This is a genomic window from Nocardia cyriacigeorgica, assembly GCF_029868385.1.
In the GTDB taxonomy this organism is placed as follows: Bacteria; Actinomycetota; Actinomycetes; order Mycobacteriales; family Mycobacteriaceae; genus Nocardia; species Nocardia cyriacigeorgica_F.
In genome coordinates, this window is record NZ_JARWNX010000062.1 from 545,474 (window position 1) to 563,273 (window position 17,800).

The following is a 17,800-nucleotide window of genomic DNA, read 5'->3' on the forward strand; positions in this document are numbered from 1 at the left end:
GACCAACCTCGTTGCATATCGTTTCATAGCAAAGTCAGATAACAAAGCAGAGCGCAGTACGAGCCATCGGTCAGCGGATGGAACGCACCTCGGGGTCGGTGGCCGCGACCGCCGCCGCGGCGGCTTCGGCGATGAGTTCGTCGAGGTGGTAGGGGTACACGGTCTCACCGGCGGCGTCGAGTGCGGTGATCTCGGCCGCGGAGCACCAGCGGTGCCCGGTGATCGAACGCCGCTCGATATAGGTGAGGTTGGCCGGGCGTGGATCGAATTGCGGTATCCGCAGCGCGAAGAACAGTTCCTCGGAGCGGATGAGTTCACCGTTGAACGGGAACACCGCCACCCGCCGCCAGATCGGCCCGCGCAGCGCCGCCGGATCGGCGGTGTACCCGGTTTCCTCGTACACCTCACGCACTGCCGCCGCACGCAGACTCTCCCCCGGTTCCACGCCGCCGCCGACGGTGAACCAGAACGAGACCTCGGGCACCTTCGGATCGTTGCCACGCATGAGCAGCACACGGTCCTGTTCATCGATCAACACCACCCGGGCCGAGGTGCGGATGGTGTCGACCTCGAGTCCGGTCGCGGCGGCCGGAGTGGCGCGTTCGGTGATCTCGAAATAGGTGGGCAGCGGTGCGGTACCGCCCAGGTGCAGGATCCGCACCGGGCGCCGGGTGCGCAGCGCGAGGGTGTCGCGTACCGCGTCGTTGTGGAACCGGCGCGCGATCAGCACTCTGGCCTCGGCGTCGGCCAATTCGGCCACCAGTTGCGGGCGCAGCTGTCCGATATCGACCGCCGACAGGACCGCCGAGAGCTGGTTCTCCACCGTCTCCCGGTCGGCGCGGCCCGCGCGTTCGGCGCGGTCGGCCAGTGTGGCCAGCTGTTTGGCGTGCTCGGTGAGCACCGGATCGGAGACGGGGCCCGCGATCGCCATCGACACCGCCCGCGCCACCACCGCGCGCCGCGCCAATGCGCCGTCGAGCGCCTGCCAGGACTGATCCGACCGCACATGCAGCCGGTCGAGCCGGTTGGCGGTGGAATAGGCCCACAGGCCGATGGCCACGATCACCGCGGCGATCAGGGCGAGAACGAGAACGGTCGTCGCGGAGAAGGTGATCATCCGGCTGCCCGCACCCGGACGTCGCCGACGGTCACCGTCTCGTACACCCGCAGAATCTGTTCGGCCACCACCGGCCAGTCGTATTCGCCGACGACCTGCGTCGCCGCCCGCACCAGTTCCGCGCGCCGGGCGTCATCGGTGAGCACGGTGTCGAGCGCCGTGGCCAGCGCCGTGGCATCGCCCACGGGCACCAGCAGACCCGCCAGACCGTCGCGCAACACCCGGCGGAACGCGTCGAGTTCACTGGCGACCACGGCGGTGCCCGCGGCCATGGCCTCGATCAGGATGATGCCGAAACTCTCCCCACCCAGATTCGGCGCCACGTAGACGTCGGCGCTGCGCATCGCCGAGGCCTTCTCCGCATCGGAGACCTGGCCGAGGAACCGCAGATGCCCGGCGTGTGGGCCGGCCTCCCGGCGCAGCCGCTCCTCATCGCCGCGGCCGACGATCAGGATCTCGATCTCCGGATGCTTGCGCACCAGCTCGGGCAGGGCGCCGAGCAGCACTTCCATCCCCTTACGCGGTTCGTCGTAACGACCGAGGAACAGAACCGTCCTGCCCCGGCGCGGATAGCCGTCGAGCATGGGCGCACGCGCGAAGGCCGGGACGTCGACCCCGTTGGGAATCTCCACCGCGTCCGAGCCCAGCGCCTCGACCTGCCAGCGCCGCGCCAGCTCCGAGACGGCGATCCGGCCACTGATCTTCTCGTGATACGGCCGCAACACCCCCTGAAAGGTGCTGAGCACCAACGATTTCGTGGTCGAGGTGTGGAAGGTCGCCACGATCGGGCCTTCGGCGATCTTGAGCGCGAGCATGGACAGGCTCGGCGCGTTCGGCTCGTGGATGTGCAGCACGTCGAAATCGTTGCCGTCGATCCAGCGGCGGATGCGGGTATAGGCCGTCGGCCCGAACGACAACCGCGCGACCGAACCGTTGTACGGGATGGCCACCGCGCGACCCGCCGAGACGACGAACTCCGGCAGCGGGGTCGAATCGGAGGCGGGTGCGAGGACGCTCACCTTGTGTCCGCGCTCGATCATGACCCGCGCCAGCTCTACCACATGTGCCTGCACACCGCCGGGTACGTCGAACGAATACGGGCAGATCATGCCGATCTTCATCGCTTCGCGTCTCCCCCGTCAGGCGTGCCCGGTTCGTCCGGATCCGCTTGCGCGGCCGCGATTCTGGCGCGGCGCTGCTCCGACAGATCGTTCTCCCACAGCGGTTGCAGCATGTGCCAGTCCGCAGGGTGAGCCGCGATATTGGCCGCGAAACGATCGGCCAGCGCCTGGGTGGCCGGTCCGATACCGCCCGAGACATCCAGCGGTGCACCGGCTTCCAGGCCCCAGGCCTCCTGCCCGGACTCGTCGACGGTGAACCAGGCGTGCACCGGCAGCAGCGCGGCACCGGTCTCGATCGCCAGTTTCGCCGCCCCTGCGGGCATCCAGGTGCGTTCGCCGAAGAAGTCCACCGGCACCCCCTTGCCGGTCAGATCACGTTCACCCATCAGGCAGATGATCTTGTTCTCCCGCAGTCGCGCCGCCAGCTGCGGAAACGGCGGCTGTTCGCCACCGGTCAGCGGGAACACCTCGAAGCCGAGGCTTTCCCGGTAGGCGACGAATCGTTCGAACAACGATTCCGGTTTCAGCCGCTCGGCCACGGTGGTGAAGGTGCCGTAGTTCTGCACCAGCCACATGCCCGCCATATCCCAGTTCCCGGAATGCGGCAGCACCAGGATCAGTCCGCGGCCGGCGTCGAGCGCGGCGTCCACATGGGTGAGGCCGCCGACCGGCATCCGACCCGAGGCCGCCAGCGCCGCATGGTCCATGGTCGGCAGGCGGAACGCCTCACGCCAGTAGCGGGCATAGGAGCGCATACTCGCGCGGATCAGATCGTCGGGCACCGCTTCGGGTGCCATGGCGAGCACGCGCGCGAGGTTTCGGCGCAGTTGTGGCGGGCCGCCACCGCGTACCGCGCGGTCGGCGCCCCAGTCGAACAGTCGGCGCGCGGTCCGCTCCGGCAGCGCCCGCACCAGCCGCCAACCCGCACCATAGGCACGGTCGCTGAGACCGCCCCTGATCCGGGCGGCGAGAGTGTCGTCGGGATGCTCGGCCGAGGGCCGGATGGCGGCCGCGGTCATGACGACCGATCCGTCGAGTCCGCCGTCGGCTCCTGCGGACGTGCCATCGGGATGATGTCGCGCGCGCCCGGCGAACTGCGCACCGCGAGCACCCGCTGGAACACCGTCACGATGCTGAGCACCGCGAGGATCCACATCGCGACGTGCACCGCCCAGGTCAGCCATTCGATCCCCCAGTATCCGCCGATGCCGGTGAGTCCGGCGCCGACCAGCACGATCACCAGCCGGTCCGGGCGTTCGATCAGACCACCGTCGGCCGAGAGTCCGCTGGCTTCGGCTCGTGCCTTCGCATACGAGATCACCTGCGAGGTCACCAGCACGACCAGGGTAGCGAACAGCAGCGGCTTGCTGTGCTCGTGATAGACCGCCCACCAGGCCAGACCACCGAAGATCGCGCCGTCGGCGAGGCGATCGCAGGTGGCGTCGAGTACGGCGCCGTACTTCGTGCCGCCGCCGCGGGCCCGTGCCATCGCGCCGTCGAGCATGTCGAACATGACGAACAGCCAGATCACCATGGTGCCCCAGAACAGGTGACCGGACGGGAACAGCGTGACCGCCGCGGCGATCGAGGCGGTGGTCCCGATGAGGGTCATCGCATCGGGGGTGAGGCCGGTGCGCACCAGTGCCCTGCCGAGCGGCGCCGTGGCTTTGGCGAACGTCGCGCGACCGAAGATGCTGAGCACCGATCTACACCTCGTCCCAGGCCGCCGCGAGCAGCGCCCTGGTCTCCCTGAGCAATTGGGGCATCACCTTCACCCCGCCGACCACGGTGATGAAGTTGGCGTCACCACCCCAGCGCGGCACGATGTGCTGGTGCAGGTGATCGGCCAGCGAACCGCCCGCGACGCCACCGAGATTGAGCCCGACATTGAATCCGTGCGGCCGTGACACCCGCTTCATCACCCGGATGGCCTGCTGGGTGAACGCCATCAGTTCGGCGCTCTCGGCGTCGGTGAGGTCTTCCAGATCGGCCACGCGACGGTATGGGACCACCATCATGTGACCGGGGTTGTACGGGTACAGGTTGAGCACCGCGTACACGAGTTCACCGCGGGCGATCACCAGCCCGTCCTCATCGGCCATTTTCGGGATATCGGTGAAGGGATGGCCGGTCGCGTCCTTGGGCGGCGCGGTGGCCGCCTCGGCGATATAGGACATCCGGTAGGGCGTCCACAGGCGCTGTAGCCGGTCCGGCTCGCCCGGACCGTGATCGACGATATCGCCGCCGTTGTCGGTACCGCGGAGCGCGGCGGCGCCGCTATCGCTCATCGACGCTCACCGCCACCCGCGGGCAGGATCTCGAAGCCCTCCGCGGTCGGTGAGGCGTTGTCGCGGCGGGCGATCCAGTCCGCGATGGTCGCCACCGCGTCGGCCACCGGCACCCCGTTGACCTGGGTGCCGTCGCGGAACCGGAAGCTGACCGCATCGGCGTTGACATCACGCTCACCGGCCAGCAGCATGAACGGCACCTTCTGGGCAGTGTTGTTGAAGATCTTCTTCTGCATGCGGTCGTCGCTGCGATCCACATGCGCGCGCACCCCGGCCTCGTGCAGCAGCTCGATCACCCGGTCCAGATGCGGTGCGAATGCCTCCGCGACCGGGATGCCGACCACCTGGACCGGCGACAGCCAGGCCGGGAACGCGCCCGCGTAATGCTCGGTGAGCACACCGAAGAACCGCTCGATGGAGCCGAACAGGGCGCGGTGGATCATCACCGGACGCTGTTTGGTGCCGTCGGAGGCGGTGTATTCGAGGTCGAAGCGTTCGGGCAGGTTGAAATCGAGCTGGATGGTCGACATCTGCCAGGTCCGCCCGAGCGCGTCCTTGGCCTGCACCGAGATCTTCGGCCCGTAGAACGCGGCGCCGCCCGGATCGGGCACCAGGTCCAGGCCGGAGGCCGCGGCCACCTTCGACAGGGTCTCGGTGGCCTCCTCCCAGATCTCGTCGGAGCCGACGAACTTCTCCGGGTCCTTGGTGGACAGCTCCAGGTAGAAATCGTCGAGGCCGTAATCGGCGAGCAGACCGAGCACGAAGTGCAGGGTGTCGGTCAGCTCCGCGTGCATCTGCTCCTTGGTGCAGTAGATGTGCGCGTCGTCCTGGGTCATACCGCGCACGCGGGTCAGACCGTGCACCACACCGGACTTCTCGTACCGGTACACCGAGCCGAATTCGAACAGCCGCAGCGGCAGCTCCCGATACGACCGGCCGCGGGACCGGAAGATCAGGTTGTGCATCGGGCAGTTCATCGGCTTGACGTAATAATCCTGGCCGGGTTTGCGGACGGTGCCGTCCTCGTTGTATTCGGCGTCCAGGTGCATGGCCGGGAACATGCCGTCGCGGTACCAGTCGAGGTGACCGGAGACCTCGAACAGGTGGCCCTTGGTGATGTGCGGGGTGTTGACGAACTCGTAACCGGCCGCCACATGCCTGCGCCGGGAGTACTCCTCGAGTTCCTTGCGGATGATGCCGCCCTTGGGGTGGAAGACCGGCAGGCCGGAGCCCAGTTCGTCGGGGAAGCTGAACAGGTCCAGCTCGAGGCCGAGCTTGCGGTGGTCACGGCGTTCGGCCTCGGCCAGCAGATGCATATGCTCGTCGAGCGCCTCGGTCGATTCCCAGGCGGTGCCGTACACCCGCTGCAAATCCTCGCGGTTCTGATCACCACGCCAGTAGGCGGCGGAACTGCGGGTGAGTTTGAACGCCGGGATGAACTTGGTGGTGGGGATATGCGGGCCGCGGCACAGATCCCCCCAGACCCGCTCGCCCGAGCGCGGATCGAGATTGTCGTAGATGGTCAGCTCTTTACCGCCGACCTCCATCACCTCTGGATCGTCGATACCGGACTTATCGCTGATCAGCTCCAGTTTGAACGGCTCGTTCGCCAGTTCGACCCGCGCGTCCTCGACCTCGACCACCCGGCGCGAAAACCGTTGCGCGCCTTTGATGATCTTCTTCATCCTGGATTCCAGCTTGGCCAGATCCTCCGGGGTGAACGGCTTGTCGACGCGGAAGTCGTAGTAGAAGCCGTCCTTGATCGGCGGACCGATGCCGAGCTTGGCCTCCGGGAACTCCTGCTGCACGGCCTGGGCCAGCACATGGGCGGCCGAATGCCGGATGACGCTGCGTCCGGCCTCGGTGTTGGCGGCGACCGCGGTCACCTCGACGTCGACGTCCGGGGTCCACGACAGATCCTTGAGGTCGCCCGCGGCGTCACGGACGACGACGATGGTCTCCGGCCCCTTGGTTGGCAGGCCCGCCTCCCGCACCGCGGCACCCGCCGTAGTCCCGGCCGGCACCCGGACGAGGGCGGCTGGGCTGAGGGGTGCTGTGGTGGTCACGGCGGCGCTCTCCTTGGTTTTCGCGGCCGGGTCCTTCCGGCTCGCTCCGGTTGTCGGGCAGCAGCGCCTCGGTCCGGGTTCATCCCGGCTGGTGACGGCTGCTCCGTCGATCTCTGGCCGGACGGAACCCGGCCGCGACCATGCTATCGGGACGAGCGTGCCCATGTGTCGACGGACCGGGGCGGCGAGCCGAGCCGGAACCCGTCCGCCGATCGGAGTCGCCGGTATCGGCGCCCGCTCCCGTCGCAGGGCCGGTGATCAGGCCCGCGCGGCCAGCTCGGTGAGCAGCCGCTCCCGTTCGGCGGCCGGACGCTTCGGGCAGGAGGTGCACATCTGGCATCCGGGCACTTCGTAGACCAGGCAGCAGGAGATGCGGCGAACGAACGTTCTGGCGCCGATCTCGGTGAACCGCGGCGACGGGAGCCGACCGCCGATATCGGTGGCCAACCGGGTACCGGCCGCCGGGGCACCCGCATCGATGGCCCGATTGCCGATCGCGTCCGCGACCACCGCCCACAGCGCGGCCGGTCGCGCCCCGGACACGGCCGCCACCTGCGCTATCACCGCCGTGAGTGTTTCCTGGAGCGCGGTGCCCGCCGGGGTCGCACCGTTGCCGGGCTCCTCGGTCCTGCCGTCCCGCACCGCCTCGTCCACGGCGCGCTCGGCGGTGTCGGTACATGAGCACGCATCGCCGTCGGGGTCGACCGACCGGGTTTCGCCGGTGGGCTCGTCGTCCGCAACCGCTCCGAACACGATCCGGTCGACCCCGCCGTCCGGGCGGACCTCGCAGGCGATGCGGTCGAGTTCGGCCGAGGGTGCGGGCAGCTGCGCCGCGTAGGCGCGCGCGATCGGTTCGACCAGGGCCGAGGCCACCATGCACCACCACAGAGTGCCGCCGATTCGCGGTGAACCGGTCCCCCATGACTCGCCCATCTCGGCGATCCGCGCCGTCAGCCAGTCCGGGTCGGTGAGTGTTCGGCCCGGGACCGTGTTCACGACATCAGGGGACTGCGCAACCATTGCCACTCGACTCCGATCCAGCCGCCGATCAATCCGAATGTGCCGAGAACCCACAGTGTTGCCACGACCAGCGCGGCGGTGGCCAGTGCGGCCAATGCTTTGAAGACCGTTCCCCGCCCGCCGTACCAGGCCATGACCTGCCGGTATCGGTCCCGCAACCATCCGAGGGCACGGCGCGCCCAGGAGAATTCGGTGGCCAGGATGCCGAGACCGGCGAACACCATCGCCCAGCCCGGTCCGGGATAGGGAATCGCGACGATGCCGACGACGAGCACGGCGGTCCCGACCAGCGCCACCCCGATCCGGTAGACGAGGTTCAGGGTAGGGCGCGCGGACACCCGGTCCCGGAAGGCGCGCCAGGAGTTCGGCTTGGCGGACGGCTGCTTGTCCAGCTCGATGCTCACACCACCCAGACTAGAGGTGCGGCGGCGGACGAGCCTATCGATGAACCGCGGATGGCCGCGGCCACCGAAGGCCGCGGCCGCCGGTGTTTCCGAGTTCCCGCCCCACCTGGTGGCGGGGCGGGAACTCCTGATGGTCGTGCCGTGGGCCGATCACACCAACTGGGCCGCGACGCGGCGGCCGGACTCGTCGATATGGGCGATCCCGTCCACGCTGACCTCGATCACCCGCGCACTGGCGATATCGAAGAACAGCCCCGACACCGTCACCCCGCGTTCGGCGACCGCGCGGCTCACCACCGGATGCTGATGCAGATGCTCGAGCTGCACGGCGACATTGACCATGCTGAGCTGGTCCACCTCACCGAACCCGGCGGCGGCTGCCGCCCGGCGCACCGGATGGTCGCCACGGAACCGGTCGAGGCTGGGCCTGGCGTGCTCGAGCCAGCCGTCGATTTCGGGCCCGCACGGTTGCCCGGAGTGCAGCGCCGTCATCGCGCCGCAGGAGGAGTGACCGCACACCACCACCGAGCGCACGCTGAGGTTCTGGAGCGCGAACACCAGCGCCGATTCCACCGACGGATCGCCGTGCTCGGGGACGAGGTTGCCCACATTGCGCACGGTGAACAGGTCGCCCGGACCGCTGTTGGTGATGATGTTGGGCACGATTCGCGAGTCCGAGCAGGTCAGGAAGAACGAATCCGGGTCCTGCCGGTCACGCAGTTCGTCCAGATGCGGACGCACCAGATGCGCGTGGCCGCGGTGGTAGGCGGCGATACCGCTGACGATCGGATCGTCGATATCGTCGCTGCCTTTCTTCTCGTCCCGGTCGCTCACCCGCCACGGGCCGAGCACATCGTCGAGGACGACGCGCCCGAAGCTGCGGGCGGGCGGTGCGCTGGTCGCGGCTTCCATCCGCGCCGAGCCGATCTCCACGAAATCGACGGTGCCACCGTTGGCTTCGTGCTGGCGGGCCCAGTCGATGATGGCCTCGTAGGCGGCGTGATCGAGGAAGTCGACGGTCATCTCGACGGTGACGTCCACTCCGGCGGGAACCTTGGCGAAGGTGGTCGACAACTTCGGCAGTGCGAGGAAGGTGCACGATCCGTCGATGCTCACCAGCCACCGGTCGCTGCCCGCCAGCGGCTTGGCGTCGACGGTGACGCGCACGATGCGCCACAGCAGCAGCGCGAACGCCAGTGCCAGACCGATCAGCACGCCTTCGAGCAGGTTGAGGAACACCACCCCGGCGAGGGTGACCGCGTAGACGATCAGATCGCCGGTGCGGTGCGCCAGCTTGATGTGCGCCGTCTTGACCAGCTGCACACCGATCACGATCAGCAGTCCGGCCAGCGCCGCCATCGGGATCTGCTGCACCAGACCGACCAGCGCGACCGAGAACAACAGCACCCAGACACCGTGCAGGACTGCCGAAGCCCGGCTGCGGGCACCGGCCACCACATTGGTCGAGCTGCGCACGATGACGCCGGTGACCGGCAGACCGCCGAGCAGACCCGACACCACGTTGGCCGAACCCTGACCGATCATCTCCCGGTCGAAGTTGGCCCGCGGACCGGTATGCATCTTATCGATCGCGACCGCCGACAGCAGGCTTTCCACGCTGGCGATCAGCGCGAAGGTGAGGATCATCAGCGCGACACCGGCCCAGTCACTGTTCGGCAGCGCGGGCAACCCGATCGCGTCGAACAGCGAGCCGTTCAGCTCGATGCGCTGCACATCGGTGGGCAGGACCAGGGAGAGCACGGTGGCCAGCAGGATCGCCACCAGCGGGCCGGGCACCACTCGGACGCGTTCGGGCATGTACTTCCAGCCGAGCATGACCGCGATGACGACCAGGCCGACGAAGGCGCCGCCGATGTGCAGCGACCCCAGCTGGGCGGGCAGTGAGGTGATGTTGGCCCAGGCCGAGCTCTCCGAATCACCGCCGAGCAGCACATGAACCTGCTGCAACGCGATGGTGACACCGATACCGGCGAGCATCGCATGCACCACAACGGGCGCGACGGCCAGGGCGGCACGGGCAATTCGGCTCAGGCCGAACAGGATCTGTAACACACCGGCCGCGACGACGATGAAACCGGTGACGCGCCAGCCGAACTGGTTGATGGATTCGGCGACGATGACGGTGAGACCGGCGGCGGGGCCGCTCACCTGGAGGGCGGAACCGCCGAGGGCTCCGGCGACGACACCACCGATCACGGCGGCGATGAGACCGGCGGCGACAGGCGCACCGGAGGCGATCGCGATACCGAGTGACAGCGGCAGAGCGACCAGGAAGACCACGATCGAAGCAGGCAGATCGTAGCGCAGGATCGACGACATTCGTTCGGACAGGGAGGTGGATCCGACCGGATCGCCTGGCGGCGAGAGCGGGGGGTTCGGATCGATCTTGGTAGCCATTGTTCTCCTTCGCCGACTCGGCAAACGCCGAGGTCGGTTGACGATCAACATGTCCAGTCGGGCAAGGACCGCGAACCGGCATCTCGCGGTGAAGAGGCTCTCGGTACGGCGGCGGACCGAGATTTAAACCACAACAATGATATTGGTAAAGACTTAGCAAAGCCTGAGAAGCGGACATTTCGTACGCAGCGCCACAATCAGACGGGTGCGTGATTCACAACACATGACGCGTCCAGTCACCGTTCGCGGCACATGACCCCGAGCAGATCCGAGTGAGGACGCCGAGCCCTGCCGCCATTCACACGCCGAGCGCGACAGGACGAGCCGAATGGCGGTCATCTCGCAATGTTCGACAGCATCGCGACGAGGCGCACGCGCCGGATGCCCGCCGCCTGGGCGACCCTCCGAAAACCCTGCGCTGCGGTGCGATTCACCTGGTCAGGAACATCCCGACAGGCGGGGCGAGGCGGCCGGACATGGTGGCCGAGGTGTGACGAGGTCCGTGATGCGGGATCGGTGTCGGTCGACATATTTCTCCTTCGCCGGTCCGGTGGGAGCCGATCCGGTTCATCGGTGGAACATGCACTGGCATCGAGATCGAGCGCGGGCGGGGCGGTGGCACGGACTCGCCGTGCCGACGGTGACGCCTGGGCAACGCGGAACAGATCAATAGTAAAGACTTACCAAAGCTCCCGAAAAGCCTTTGAGTCCCGAAGATGACAACCGCTATCAAACTGTGACACAGACCACAGTCTTAGCTTTCCAGCTATGGGAAAGGTTGGCGCACAGCGCCACAACGACAAGCGGGCCCTCTGCGGTCTCGGCATCGACGGCGGGGCCGTGCCGAAACGGGAGACGGCCCGCACCAGTGGTGCGGGCCGTTCCGGGAAGTGCCGTCTGCCGGTCAGGCGACGACGGCGCGCTGTGGCACGCCGACGTATTCGCTCAGCGGCCGGATCAACGCATTGGCCTCACCCTGTTCGATGATGTGGGCGGTCCAGCCGGTGATCCGGCTCATCACGAAGATCGGGGTGAACACCTCGATATCGAATCCGAGCAGATAGTAGGCGGGCCCGGTCGGGAAATCGAGATTGGGTTCGATACCGGTGGCCTCGTTCATGGTTCGCTCGAGGATCTCGTACATCCGCACCCACTTGTCGCCGTCGGTGGCGGCGGCGATATCGAGGAATGCCTGCTTCATGGTCGGCACCCGGGAGTCACCGTTCTTGTAGACCCGGTGACCGAAACCCATCACCTTCTCCTTCTTGGCGAGCTTGTTGCGTAACCACTGCTCGGCCAGTGCGGGATCGCCGATCTCGATCATGTCGTGCATGACGGCCTCGTTCGCGCCGCCGTGCAGCGGGCCCTTGAGCGCGCCGATGGCGGCAGTGACCGCGCTGTAGATATCGGACAGGGTCGAGGTCACGACCCGCGCGGCGAAAGTGGAGGCGTTGAAACTGTGCTCGGCGTAGAGGATCAGCGAGACCTCGAACGCTTTCACCAGTTCCGGCGCCGGCACCTTGCCGAAGCACATGTTCAGGAAGTTCTCGGCGTACCCGAGGTGCGAATGCGGCTCGATCGGGTCGAGGCCGTGCCTGCGCCGGTGATCGGCGGCCACGATCGTGGGCAGCACGGCCAGCATGCGCATGGATTTGGCGAGGTTGGCCTTCGGCGTGTTGTCGTCCTCGGTGGGGTCCTCGGCGCCGAGATAGCTGATGGCGGTGCGCACGACGTCCATCGGATGGCAGTTGTCGGGCAGCTTCGCGATCAACGACAGCAGCGACCGGTTGGCCCGGCGCGAGGCCCGCTCACGCTGGGTGAACTGCTCGAGCTGAGCGTTGTCGGGGAGTTCGCCGTACCAGAGCAGGTAGGCCACCTCCTCGAAGCCACAGTTCGCGGCCAGGTCCTGCACCGCGTAACCGCGGTAGGTCAGGGAGTTCGTCTCCGGGACCACCTTGGAGATCGCGGTGGTATCGACGACGACCCCGGCCAGGCCCTTGTAGATGGTCGGTACGGCGATCTCGCTCATCACTGATCCCTTCCGAGCGTGAAATCGAATATGGCGGAATCGAACTCGTTGTAGTGCTGGTACCGGAGCAGTTCGTAGAGGCGGCTGCGCGGCTGCATCCGATCGAGCAGACCGGACTGTGTGCCTTTCTCGTAGATCTCCCGCAGACCCGTTTCGGCGGCGTACATGGCCAGCCGCAGCGTCGACACCGGGTAGATCACGGCGTTGTAGCCGATGGACTCCAAGGTGGCCGCCTCGATCAGCTCGGATTTGCCGAACTCGGTCATATTCGCCAGCAGCGGGATATCGACGGCGGCACGGAACTTCTCGAATTCCGCGGCGGTGTACAGGGCTTCGGTGAAGATCAGGTCCGCGCCCGCGTCGACATAGGCTTTCGCCCGCTCGATGGCCGCGTCGATACCCTCGATACCGGCGGCATCGGTGCGCGCGCAGATCACGAAGTTCGGGTCGCGGCGGGCCGAGACCGCCGCCCGCAGCCTGCGCACCATTTCCGCCGTCGGCACCACCGCTTTGCCGTCGAGATGTCCGCACCGTTTCGGGTTCACCTGGTCCTCGAGATGGCAGCCCGCGATCCCGGCGTCCTCGAGGATGGTCACCGTGCGGGCCGCGCTCATCGGTTCACCGAATCCGGTATCGGCGTCGATGAGCACGGGAAGGTCGCTCACGCGGGCGATCTGGGCGCCCCGCTCGGACACCTCGGTGAGCGTGGTGAGCCCGATATCGGGCAGGGCGAGGTCGGCCGAGACGACGGCCCCCGAGACGTAGACGCCCTCGAACCCGATCTCCTGGATCAATCTGGCCACCAGCGGGTTGAACGCACCGGGGAACCGCTGGATGCGGCCGGAGTTCAGCCCGGCGCGGAAGGCCGCGCGCTTGTCCGCGGCCGAGGTGGCGGCCGCCAGCAGGCCGGTCATCAGAACAGGCCCTTCGACAGCTGCGGGGTGCGGGCGAGCACCTCGTCGGAGACGGTGAAGTTCAGCTGTCCGAGTTCGTCGGCGGACAGCTGCGGGGTGCGCTGCGCTACGTCGAGGAAACGATCCTGCTCGGCCGGATCGATGACGCCCTCGGCCAGGGTGCGGAACTTCGCGACGTACTGATCCCGCGCGAACGGACGCGCACCGAGCGGATGCGCGTCAGCGACGGCGAGTTCGTCGACGATCACCTCACCGCTCTTCAGGGTGACCTCGGCGCGGGCGCCGAAAGCCTTCTCGTTCGGATCGGTCGAGTGATAGCGGCGGGTCCACTCGGGGTCTTCGGCGGTGGAGATCTTGCGCCACAGTGCCACGGTGTCGGGGCGCTGTGCCCGCTCGGGGGCGTAGGAGCGTTCGTGGTGCCAGGTGCCGTCCTGCAAGGCGACGGCGAAGATGTACATCACCGAATGGTCGAGGGTTTCGCGCGAGGCGTGCGGATCGAACTTCTGCGGGTCGCCCGAGCCGGTGCCGATCACGTAGTGCGTGTGGTGGCTGGTGTGCAGGACGATCGAGGCGATCTGATCGAGATCGCCGATCCGGTCGCGCATGCGCCGGGCCAGGTCGATCGGGGCCTGGCTCTGGTACTCGGCCGAATGCTCCTTGGTGTAGGTGTCGAGGATGCCGCGCTTGGGCTCACCCGGGCCGGGCAGCGGCACGGAGTATTCGGCCTCCGGGCCGCCGAGCAGCCAGGCGATGACGCCGTCCTCACCCTCCCAGATGGGCGAGGGCGCACCTTCTCCGCGCAGGGCGCGGTCCACGGCTTCCACCGCCATCTTCCCCGCGAAGGCCGGAGCATAGGCCTTCCAGCTGGAGATCTCGCCCTTGCGGGACTGCCGGGTGGCGGTGGTGGTGTGCAGCGCCTGGCCGATCGCCTGATAGATGATCTCGGCGTCCAGCCCGAGGAGGGTGCCGATACCGGCGGCGGCGGACGGGCCGAGATGTGCGACATGGTCGATCTTGTGCTCGTGCAGGCAGATCGCGCGCACCAGGTCCACCTGGATCTCATAGCCGGTGGCCAGGCCACGGATCAGATCGGGGCCGGTGCGACCGGTGTGCTGCGCGGCGGCCAGGATCGAGGGGATGTTGTCACCCGGGTGGGAGTATTCGGCGGCGAGGAAGGTGTCGTGGAAGTCCAGCTCGCGCACCGCGACACCGTTGGCCCACGCGGCCCACTCCGGCGAGAACCGGCCGGGCACACCGAACACGGCCGCGCCGGGACCGTAGGGGTGCGCCAGCGCCTGGGCGCGGGCATTGGCGACCGGACGACGGGTGATCGATGCGGCCGCGACTGCGGCGTTGTCGATGATCCGGTTGACGATCATCTCCTCGGTGTCGACCGGCACCTCCACCGCGTCGGCGGCAACCTCGGCGATACGCCACGCCAGATGCTCCGCACGGGGGAAATCCTCGGCAGAACGGTGCGTGCGGACGAGATGATTCTTCACAGCGGAGGCCTCCAAGGCGTCGAATATTCACCGGTCTTTTCGCACGTTACACAGCTCGACCAACAGGCAAAATGGTTTGCAAATGCCGAAATTTGTCAAACAATCCCGGCAAATTTGTGAAAGTTGTGGAAGGTCGGGGTGTTAGATTCGGGTCATGCAGAAGATGTACGCGGGCGCGCGGCTACGGACGCTGCGTGCGGGTCGCGGGCTGTCGCAGACCGCGATGGCGAAGCTGCTCGGGCTATCGGTGAGCTATATCAACCAGCTCGAGAACGATCAGCGCCCGCTCACCGTGCAGGTGCTGCTCAAGCTCAATGCCACCTTCGACCTGGACATGGGCTTCTTCGCCACCGATACCGACGCGCGGCTGCTGGCCGACCTGCACGACGTCGTCGTCGACGATCCCGACGCCGCGAGCATCAGCAATGCCGAACTCGAGGACCTCACGGCGCGGGTGCCCGCCGCCGCACACCTGCTGCTGAGCCTGCACCGCAAACTGCGCAGCGCGACCCAGCAGATCGAGCAGATCTCCGCCGGTCTGGAAACCCCGGCATCGGGAGCATCGGCCGCGACGCCGTATGAGGATGTGCGCGATTTCTTCTACGATCGCCGCAACCACATTCCCGAACTCGATCGCGCCGCCGAGGCGATGTTCACCGAAAATCGGCTCAGTATCGGCGGATTGGATCTGCAACTGACCAAGCTGCTGCACGAGCGGCACGGCATCACCACCACCATCCGCTCCGACGATCCGACCGATCCCGGCCCCAAACGCGCCTACGATCCCGTCGCACGCCATATCGTGCTCGCCCGCAGGCTCTCGGCAGGCCAGCGCGCCTTCCAGCTCGCCACGCAGCTGGCCTTCCTCACCCACGACCACACCATCGAGGCCATCACCGCCGGGGTGAGCATGCCCGCCGAATCCCGTGCCCTGCTGCGCATCGGTCTGGCCAACTACTTCGCCGGCGCGCTCATCCTGCCCTACACCCGATTCCGCAGCGCGGCCGAAGAGCTGCGCTACGACATCGAATTGCTGTCGTCGATGTTCGAGGTCGGTTTCGAGACCGTCTGCCATCGGCTGTCCACGATGCAGCGGGCCGGGCAGCGTGGTGTGCCGTTCTTCTTCGTCCGCATCGACCGGGCGGGCAATATCTCCAAACGCCAGTCCGCCACGGCTTTTCACTTCTCCCGAGTCGGTGGCAGCTGCCCGCTGTGGGTGGTGCACGATGCCTTCGCCACACCGGGCCGCATCCGCACCCAGATCGCCCAGATGCCCGACGGCCGAAAATATCTGTGGATGGCCCGCACCACCGAGGAGAGCACGCCCGGATTCCTCTCCGCCAAACGCGATTTCGCGATCGGTCTCGGCTGCGATATCGCCTACGCGGAAAAGCTGGTGTATTCGCGTGGGCTGCCGTTGCACGACGATGCCACGGCGGTACCGATCGGCGCCGGGTGCAAGGTGTGTGAACGCCCCGACTGCGCACAACGAGCGTTCCCGCAGCTGGGCCGGGCTATCCGGGTCGACGGCAATCTGGCCGCCAATATCCCCTACACACCCGCCGACCGGACCTGATCCCCGCGCGGCGCACCGACGACGGGTTCGTGGCGACTGCCGCAGATACGACCAATGGCCACGAACCCGATGTCGTCGCGATCACCGCACCGGCAGCGGCGCCTCGCTCACCCCGTAACCCAGATTGGTCAGCACCTCACCGGTCGCCTTGGCGAAGTTCAGGGTGATGAAGTGCAAGCACGGCGCGCCTTCGCGAATGAGACGTTCGGCCATCTCCGTGGCGATCGCGATGCCCTCGGCACGTACCGCCGCCTGATCCGGCTCCGGCCCGCGGCCCGCGGCACGTTGTAGACGCGCCACGACCGGTTCGGGCAGGGCTCGGCCGCAGAGTTCTTCGGCCCGCGCCACCGTCCGCAGCGAGGTGATCGGCATCAGCTCCGGGATGATGGGCTTGGCGCCCTGCACCGGATCCAGCGCACCGACCCGGTCCCGCAACCGCAGATAGTGCTCGACCTCGAAGAACATCTGCGTGATCGAATATTCGGCGCCCGCACGGAGTTTCGCCACCAGGAACCGCGTGTCGTGATCCAGGTCCGGTGAACGATGATGGCCCTGCGGGAAGGAGGCGACCCCGACGTGGAAGTCACCGAGATCCCGCACGATCCGCACCAGTTCCTCGGCATAGTCCACCCCCTCGGGGTGCTTCGACCACGGCCCCAGCGGATCCCCCGGCGGATCACCGCGCAGCACCAGCAGATTTCGGATCCCGGAATCAGCGTAGGCGCCCACCAGCGACCGCAGCTCCGCCACGCTGTGTCCCACAGCGGTCAGATGTGCCACCGGCAGCAGCGTCGTCTCCCGCGCCAGATCACCGGTGACGCGGACCGTGCGATCCTTCGTCGAGCCGCCCGCACCGTAGGTCATCGAGACGAATGCCGGATGCATGCGCTCGAATTCGCGCACCGCCCGCCACAACCGCGCCTCCCCTGCGCTGTCCCGCGGCGGGTTGAACTCCACCGAGAACGGCACCCCCGCGCCAGCACCGGCATGTGTTCGCAGGCTCTGGACCACCGAATGTCCTGCGGTGGCGCCGGTTTCACCGCAATAGGTTCGCTCCGAACCGTTCCTTGTCATCGCTACTCTCCTAGCCACGCGTCGTACCGGGGTCGCCGGTAGGCGCCTGCCCGCAGCAGGCGCCTCGGGGCCTATGGCCGATCAGACGAATTTCCAGTCTTCGAGGCCTTGGTACAGGGGCAGGTCGTTGGCCAGTTTGCGGACCCGGCCACGCAGTGTCTCGACATCGGAACCACCCGCCAGCGCGGTGCCGATGATATCGGCGACCTCGGTGAACTCGCTGTCACCGAAACCACGCGTGGCCAGGGCAGCGGTACCGATCCGCAGACCC

14 protein-coding genes and 1 pseudogene are annotated in these 17,800 nt (G+C 67.4%); 1 reads left to right on the forward strand and 14 read right to left on the reverse strand.

What is annotated here, in order from left to right:
- Nucleotides 1–70 precede the first annotated feature (70 nt).
- The 12 genes from QH168_RS25300 to prpD form a co-directional block, all read right to left on the reverse strand.
- Complete coding sequence (locus tag QH168_RS25300; protein ID WP_280468332.1) at nucleotides 71–1,114, reverse strand: NUDIX hydrolase; 1,044 nt, start codon at nucleotides 1,112–1,114, stop codon at nucleotides 71–73.
- A complete protein-coding gene (locus QH168_RS25305; RefSeq protein WP_280468257.1) occupies nucleotides 1,114–2,238 on the reverse strand; it encodes a glycosyltransferase family 4 protein in 1,125 nt (374 codons plus the stop codon). Before QH168_RS25305 ends, QH168_RS25300 begins: the two co-directional genes overlap by 1 nt.
- Complete coding sequence (locus QH168_RS25310) at nucleotides 2,235–3,257, reverse strand: phosphatidylinositol mannoside acyltransferase (RefSeq protein ID WP_280468259.1); 1,023 nt, start codon at nucleotides 3,255–3,257, stop codon at nucleotides 2,235–2,237. Before QH168_RS25310 ends, QH168_RS25305 begins: the two co-directional genes overlap by 4 nt.
- A complete protein-coding gene (gene pgsA, locus QH168_RS25315; RefSeq protein WP_280468261.1) occupies nucleotides 3,254–3,940 on the reverse strand; it encodes a phosphatidylinositol phosphate synthase in 687 nt (228 codons plus the stop codon). Before pgsA ends, QH168_RS25310 begins: the two co-directional genes overlap by 4 nt.
- Nucleotides 3,941–3,944: 4 nt before the next feature.
- Entirely contained in the window at nucleotides 3,945–4,526 is a 582-nt protein-coding gene (locus QH168_RS25320) for an HIT family protein (protein ID WP_280468263.1), read from the reverse strand.
- On the reverse strand, nucleotides 4,523–6,592 hold the full coding sequence (gene thrS / locus QH168_RS25325) for a threonine--tRNA ligase (RefSeq protein WP_280468265.1): 2,070 nt from the start codon (nucleotides 6,590–6,592) through the stop codon (nucleotides 4,523–4,525). Before thrS ends, QH168_RS25320 begins: the two co-directional genes overlap by 4 nt.
- 258 nt (nucleotides 6,593–6,850) lie before the next feature.
- Nucleotides 6,851–7,588 (reverse strand): (2Fe-2S)-binding protein, encoded by a 738-nt coding sequence (locus QH168_RS25330; protein ID WP_280468267.1) that lies wholly within the window; start codon nucleotides 7,586–7,588, stop codon nucleotides 6,851–6,853.
- Nucleotides 7,585–8,016 carry a TIGR02611 family protein gene (locus QH168_RS25335; RefSeq protein ID WP_280468268.1) on the reverse strand — a complete coding sequence of 144 codons (432 nt, stop codon included), beginning with the start codon at nucleotides 8,014–8,016 and terminating at the stop codon, nucleotides 7,585–7,587. Before QH168_RS25335 ends, QH168_RS25330 begins: the two co-directional genes overlap by 4 nt.
- A gap of 150 nt (nucleotides 8,017–8,166) precedes the next feature.
- Entirely contained in the window at nucleotides 8,167–10,434 is a 2,268-nt protein-coding gene (locus QH168_RS25340) for a bifunctional SulP family inorganic anion transporter/carbonic anhydrase (RefSeq protein WP_280468270.1), read from the reverse strand.
- A gap of 904 nt (nucleotides 10,435–11,338) precedes the next feature.
- On the reverse strand, nucleotides 11,339–12,463 hold the full coding sequence (locus QH168_RS25345; RefSeq protein WP_280468271.1) for a bifunctional 2-methylcitrate synthase/citrate synthase: 1,125 nt from the start codon (nucleotides 12,461–12,463) through the stop codon (nucleotides 11,339–11,341).
- Nucleotides 12,463–13,377 (reverse strand): methylisocitrate lyase, encoded by a 915-nt coding sequence (gene prpB / locus QH168_RS25350; RefSeq protein ID WP_280468273.1) that lies wholly within the window; start codon nucleotides 13,375–13,377, stop codon nucleotides 12,463–12,465. Before prpB ends, QH168_RS25345 begins: the two co-directional genes overlap by 1 nt.
- Nucleotides 13,377–14,879, reverse strand: a complete 1,503-nt coding sequence (prpD, locus tag QH168_RS25355; protein WP_280468275.1) for a 2-methylcitrate dehydratase PrpD — start codon at nucleotides 14,877–14,879, stop codon at nucleotides 13,377–13,379. The genes prpB and prpD overlap by 1 nt, the downstream gene beginning before the upstream one ends.
- A gap of 154 nt (nucleotides 14,880–15,033) precedes the next feature.
- On the opposite strand from prpD, the gene QH168_RS25360 reads away from it, so the two are divergent.
- On the forward strand, nucleotides 15,034–16,455 hold the full coding sequence (locus QH168_RS25360; RefSeq protein ID WP_280468276.1) for a short-chain fatty acyl-CoA regulator family protein: 1,422 nt from the start codon (nucleotides 15,034–15,036) through the stop codon (nucleotides 16,453–16,455).
- 81 nt (nucleotides 16,456–16,536) lie between these two features.
- Here QH168_RS25360 and QH168_RS25365 read toward each other — a convergent pair whose 3' ends face one another.
- Nucleotides 16,537–17,529 (reverse strand): methylenetetrahydrofolate reductase, encoded by a 993-nt coding sequence (locus QH168_RS25365; RefSeq protein ID WP_432421163.1) that lies wholly within the window; start codon nucleotides 17,527–17,529, stop codon nucleotides 16,537–16,539.
- Nucleotides 17,530–17,610: 81 nt separating this feature from the next.
- Nucleotides 17,611–17,800 (reverse strand): annotated as a pseudogene (locus QH168_RS25370) (serine hydroxymethyltransferase); the annotation flags it as partial.